Here is a 5922-nt window from a genome sequence, read left to right as displayed (position 1 = left end):
TTTTACCGGAGTTAAAGCAATGAACTGCTCGATGTTGTCGGCAACTTGCGCGAGTGCCTTCTTCCAAAATGCGCTGTCCGTCACATCCACGCCTAACACTTTCGCAGTATCTTCTGCAGAAGTCACTGTTGTCGCACGCAATAACTCTTGATATTTCTCAACGAATCCTTCAGGTTGCTCTTGATAGATGGCATATAAGCCTTTAGAGAACAATCCTCCGAATGCGTATGGGAAATTGTAGAAGCTTAAGCCACTACTGTAGTAGTGCGGTTTGCAAGCCCACATGTATGGATGCATTGCGTCTGGATCTAATCCATCGCCGTACGCTTCTTTTTGAGCATCCAACATTAATTGTTCTAAGTCTTTCGAGAACATAAAGCTCTTTTCACGGTTTTCAAATACTGCAGATTCGAATAAGTAACGTGAGTAGATGTCCACGATGATTTGTGTTGTATCTTGTAATTGTGATTCCAATAAGGCTACTTTTTCAGCATCGCTCGCCTCACTAATCACTGTATTCATCACGATATTTTCGTTGAAAGTTGACGCTGTTTCAGCAACAGGCATTGAGTACTCTTGGTTTAATACACGGTGATTTTCGATATGTAAACCGTGGTACGCATGTCCTAATTCGTGCGCAATCGTTACAACGTCGCTTAATGAACCAGAGAAGTTTGTTAAGATACGTGATTGTTTGATGAATGGTAGGTTGCTACAGAACGCTCCCCCCACTTTTCCTTTACGTGGTAAGAAGTCGATGTAGTTGTTTTCGTAAGCTTCTTTTGTCATATCCGCTAAATCCCCAGAGAAGCCTTTGAAGTTTTCTAATAAGAATTCTTTCGACTCTTCGATTGTGAAACGACGTGAGCTTTCTCCGATTGGTGCAAATAAGTCGTAGAATGGTAATCCATTTTCGTGACCTAAAAGAGCTGCCTTATGTTTTAAGTAAGCGCGGAATTGTGGTAAATATTCGCGAATCGCTTCAAGAAGCGCATCTAATGTTTTACGAGACATACGAGAGGCTTCTAATGTTTGTGCTAGTGGAGATTCAAAACCGCGTAAGCTTGTTTCTGTAAGTACTTGTTGTTTAATATTGTTTAAGGCAAATGCGATTGGTTCTTTAATCGTATCGTACATCTTCAATTCTGTTTCGTACGCTTCTTTACGAACCGCTGCATCAGCATCATACGCCATATTACGAATTTCGCTAAGCGTTACTTTTTCGCCTTTAAATTCGCCTTCAACGCCTGAAGTCATCGCTTCGAAGAGTTGTTCCCAACCGTCTCCACCGCTGATAGAGAATTTCGCAATTACATCTTCTAATTCATCGGATAATAGATGTTTGTATTGTTTCTTCGCTTCTGCAAAGTAGAATTCGTAGTCTTTTAGATTTTCGTCGGAAGTGATATCAGTTTCCACGCTTCCGATAAATTTGTAAACTTTGGTATACGCACTGTTTAACGAAGCATACGCATTGCCGAATAATGTACGGTATTTATTCGCTGTTTCGTCTGTTGTGTTGGCAGTTAATGTTAAATTAATGTAGTTTCCTAAACGGCTACTTAATACGCTGAACTCTTCTAGCGCCGCAATTGCCGCTTTAATCGACTCTAAATTATCTTCAAGCGTTAAGCTATTGAATACCTCTCTAAAGTTTGAAAAACGTTCAAAATCACATTTAAACTCTTCACTTTCAAATGAAGGATAGATTTCTTTTAATGACCATTCTGTTGACATTTTGGATCCCCCTTATATTGACTATATGTCCTATTCTACCCAATTTTTCTGAAAATTCATAGTGTAAGTACCTTTATTCTCCCCCAAACAACGTGTATACTTAAAGGGCAAACACTGTTCAAAAAGGAGTTCTTATGAAAAAGACTTGGAAAGAATTGTTCCCAGATGCCCTTCTTGGAAAATCGACTCAAAATGCTGTTCCTGTACAGTTGAACGGCGAGACGATTTTTCTCTTAGAAGAAAGTTTATCTGAACGTGAACGATTCCTCATTCAAACATTAACTACACAACCGACAAACACAACAGCTCCAACGCATCCTTGGCTTGCCTACTTGGAAGGAAAAGGAGCTCTCCCAAGCGAGACCGCATATATTCAAAGTGTGCATTTAGCCGTTTTTCCAAAACAGGAAGGCGTCTTTCACGAAAAAGACTGGTTAGAATTCGTCGAAAACTTAACCATTGGTGCCCTCGCCATCTTCAAAAACTTCCGCCATCATTACACGCTGGTCGTGAATCCAGAAGTCTCAACCGCTCTTGCTAGCACTCTTTTCGAAGTAAAATCCGCTATTGAAGACGACTTTGCGGTAGAGTTACAAATCTTTATTGGGAACCGATGGGCAACGAATACGAATACACCTCTACTGTACCAAGCCGAGAAAGCTCTATTTGTTGAATATTTATTACATTCTCATAAGCGTTCTTGTCTAGAATTCTCACCTGTTCTTCTATGGGGAATTGCGAATGGACTGGTGGATATTGCTCCGATTGCAGATGAACTCCTCCTTCTTTTAAACGTAGAGGAAGTAAAAGAGTTCGTTGAAGCACTTTGGGATGCCCATGGAAACATCTCAAAAGCTAGCAAAAAATTATTCTTACACCGGAACACTTTACAATACCGGATCGACCGTTTTGCGGAACAAACAGGGCTGAACGTCAAAGATATGAATGACCTCACGCTCTGTCACTTGCTCTTACAAAAACAAAGTTACTAAAAAAACAGCCACTTCTATATACCATAGAAGTGGCTGTTTTCATTATAATATTAAGCTTTTACAGCTTCTTTTTTAGGAGCGACTTTTGTTTCTTTAATCGTCACTTTCCCTTTTTGAGAACCAATTGTTACTTTTTGTCCAAAGCGAATTTCTCCGCTGAGGAGTGCTTCACTTAGTGGGTCTTCGATTTTCTTTTGAATCGCGCGACGAATTGGACGTGCACCGTATTCTGGGTCGAATCCTTCTTCTGCGATAAGATCGATGACACCAGAAGTGAATTTCAATTCGATATTGAGTTCCGCAAGACGCGTCTTAATATCTTTTGTCATCAATTGAACGATTTGACGTAATTCTGGTTTCGTTAATTTATGGAAGACGATAATTTCGTCGATACGGTTCAACAACTCCGGACGGAACGCATTCTTCAACTCTTCACGGATACGTTTTTCCATTGCAGCATGGTCATGTTGGACGGTTTTCGCACCAAAACCAACTGATTTCTCATCTCTTAAAGCCGTCGCTCCAAGGTTTGAAGTCATGATGAGAATCGTATTTCTGAAGTCAACTTTACGTCCTTTTGAATCTGTCAAATGTCCATCGTCCAAGACTTGCAACAGAATGTTAAATACATCTGGGTGGGCTTTTTCAATTTCATCTAACAGAATCACAGAGTAAGGTTTGTTGCGTATTTTCTCTGTTAATTGTCCCCCTTCATCGAATCCAACGTATCCTGGAGGTGAACCGACTAAACGACTAACCGCGTGTTTCTCCATGTATTCAGACATATCAATACGAACGAGTGCGTCTTGGTCGCCAAACATCGCTTCTGCTAACGTTTTAGCTAACTCTGTCTTACCAACCCCTGTAGGTCCAAGGAATAAGAATGAACCAATTGGACGTTTTGGATCCTTCAATCCGCTACGAGCACGACGAATCGAACGAGCCACTGCTGATACAGCTTCTTCTTGTCCAATCACGCGTTGATGCAATTCTTTTTCAAGGTGAACGAGACGTTCGCTTTCTTTTTTCTCCATTTGTTTTAATGGAATACCAGTCCATTGAGATACCACTTCTGCGATATCTTCATCCGTAATCGCTGCAACATATTCTTGTTTGGCTTCGACTTCTACTTTTTGGCGTAGTTTTTCAAGCTTGTCACGTTTGGTTTGTTCTTTCTTGCGTAAACGAGCTGCTTCTTCGAATTTTTGTTCACGAATCGCATCGTCTTTCTTCTGAGCAAGTTCTGCGACTTCTGTTTCTAGTTTTTGAAGCGGTGAGTGTTTACCGCTACGATCTAGTCGAGCTTTAGCTGCTGTTTCATCCATCAAGTCGATTGCTTTATCTGGTAATTTACGAGACGTAATATAACGGACCGATAATTGAACAGCTGCTTCAATCGCTGCGTCAGTGATTTCTACGCGGTGATGCTCTTCATAACGTTTGCGAAGCCCTTTTAAGATTTCAACGGTATCATCTGCACTCGGTTCATTCACTTGAATGGATGCAAATCGACGCTCCAATGCAGCATCTTTCTCAATATATTTTTGATACTCGTCTAAAGTTGTCGCTCCAATAACTTGGATTTCTCCACGGGCAAGCGCCGGTTTTAAGATATTAGAAGCATCAATCGAACCTTCCGCTCCACCTGCGCCAATCAACGTATGCAACTCATCAATAAAGAGAATCACATCTTGTTCACGGTACACTTCATCCAAGATTTTCTTCATGCGTTCTTCGAATTCACCACGATATTTCGTTCCGGCAACGACTGCACCCATATCTAACATCATTAAACGCTTCTCAGCGATTTCTTCAGGAACTTCACCAGAAACCATTCGTTGAGCCAACCCTTCAACAATAGCTGTTTTACCAACACCTGGTTCCCCCACAAGAACTGGATTATTTTTCGTACGACGACTAATAATTTGTATAATACGACGTACTTCTTCTTCACGACCAACTACCGGATCAATCTTACCTTGGCGCGCTAATTCCGTTAAATCACGTGCTAATCCATTTAATGTTGGTGTTCCTTCTTGGCTAGTTTCTTGGCGAGCTTTTCTTTTAGCAGCTCCTGAATTAGCAGGTTGAATTCCTATTTTCCCGTAGATTTCTTTCATTAACTCTTGAGGATCGACTTGATTATCACGAAGAATCTTCGTTGCTAATACTTCTTCACGTAATAGGGCTAATAATAAGTGTTCTGTCCCTACTTGCGGCACTTCGAGGCGTTTTGCTTCATCTGTAGCAGATAAAATCACCTTTTTAGCTCTAGGAGAATAAGGCATTAAATAAGGATCCATCTGTTTACGGTTTGAGCCATATCCAGTTAATGATTCGATTTCCGTACGAACAATTTCTGCTGTGAGGCCTGCTGCACGTAATACATGACCAGCAATCCCTTCTTGTTCTAAGATTAATCCTAATAATAAATGCTCTGTTCCGACAGCCTGATGCTTAAATAAAATAGCTTCTCTAGCAGCTAAAACCATCGCACTTTTTGCTTTTGGTGTAAAAATTTCACTCATGGACTTTATCCTTTCTGTTTCTATCGATATTTCAAATTATCGATTAATTTCTTCATCATATTACTACGAATTTCATCTCCGTTTTTAACAGAAACTGGGAACGTGTCTTTCTCCATCATCAAAGCCATCATCTGTGCTTCGCGTTTCGATATTAATTCGTTCTCATATAAATTTTGTAATAAATGATTCCCTTCTCTTACAGATAGTTGAGCCGGTATTAAATCCCCTAAAGTGTTTAAAATATCCATTTCATCAACTAAATTTACTTTCATAATGCGAATATATCCACCGCCACCACGCTTACTTTCTACCACATACCCTTGTTGGATCGTAAAACGAGTATTAATGACGTAATTAATTTGAGAAGGAACGCAATTGAATTGATCTGCAATTTCACTGCGTCTGATTTCTACTGTTTCATTCGAAAGTAGTACGTTTTTTAAATAACTTTCTATCAAATCGGACATATTTTGATTTTGCATTCAACTTCCTCCTTTAACCTTGACTATATTTGACTTTAATTATACAAAAGTTTTCCCTCCTTGCCAATTAAATTGTCTTTAAAACAAAAAAGAAGCTAGACAAATGTCTGGCTTCTTTTCTTGACTATAATCGGGAATACAGGATTCGAACCTACGACCCCTTGGTCCCAAACCAAGTGCTCT

The 5922-nt window shown here is 40.0% G+C and carries 4 protein-coding genes; 1 reads left to right on the top strand and 3 read right to left on the bottom strand.

Annotation, left to right across the window (positions count from 1 at the left end; all coding sequences use genetic code 11):
- Positions 1-1737 (bottom strand): M3 family oligoendopeptidase (locus ACO5V7_RS08695; RefSeq protein ID WP_485485866.1); only part of this gene is annotated, 1737 nt, incomplete at its 3' end.
- A gap of 134 nt (positions 1738-1871) precedes the next feature.
- Between ACO5V7_RS08695 and ACO5V7_RS08690 the strand changes: the two genes are divergently transcribed.
- Positions 1872-2729: a helix-turn-helix domain-containing protein gene (locus ACO5V7_RS08690; protein WP_485485865.1), complete on the top strand. Its 858-nt coding sequence runs from the start codon at positions 1872-1874 to the stop codon at positions 2727-2729.
- A gap of 50 nt (positions 2730-2779) precedes the next feature.
- Here ACO5V7_RS08690 and ACO5V7_RS08685 read toward each other — a convergent pair whose 3' ends face one another.
- Together ACO5V7_RS08685 and ACO5V7_RS08680 are read right to left on the bottom strand one after the other, a co-directional pair.
- Entirely contained in the window at positions 2780-5257 is a 2478-nt protein-coding gene (locus tag ACO5V7_RS08685; protein ID WP_485485864.1) for an ATP-dependent Clp protease ATP-binding subunit, read from the bottom strand.
- A gap of 20 nt (positions 5258-5277) precedes the next feature.
- Positions 5278-5739 carry a CtsR family transcriptional regulator gene (locus ACO5V7_RS08680; protein WP_485485863.1) on the bottom strand — a complete coding sequence of 154 codons (462 nt, stop codon included), beginning with the start codon at positions 5737-5739 and terminating at the stop codon, positions 5278-5280.
- Positions 5740-5922: the final 183 nt, after the last annotated feature.

This window comes from Granulicatella sp. (genome assembly GCF_057274575.1).
The sequence above is the reverse complement of the archived record's forward strand: the minus strand, read 5'-3'. Positions and strand labels throughout refer to the sequence as shown.

What these genes read in the sequence shown, in the direction of transcription:
- ACO5V7_RS08690 (WP_485485865.1), top strand. Translation starts at nt 1,872, where the DNA reads ATGAAAAAGACTTGGAAAGAATTGTTCCCAGATGCCCTTCTTGGAAAA.
- ACO5V7_RS08685 (WP_485485864.1), bottom strand. Translation starts at nt 5,257, where the DNA reads ATGAGTGAAATTTTTACACCAAAAGCAAAAAGTGCGATGGTTTTAGCT.
- ACO5V7_RS08680 (WP_485485863.1), bottom strand. Translation starts at nt 5,739, where the DNA reads ATGCAAAATCAAAATATGTCCGATTTGATAGAAAGTTATTTAAAAAAC.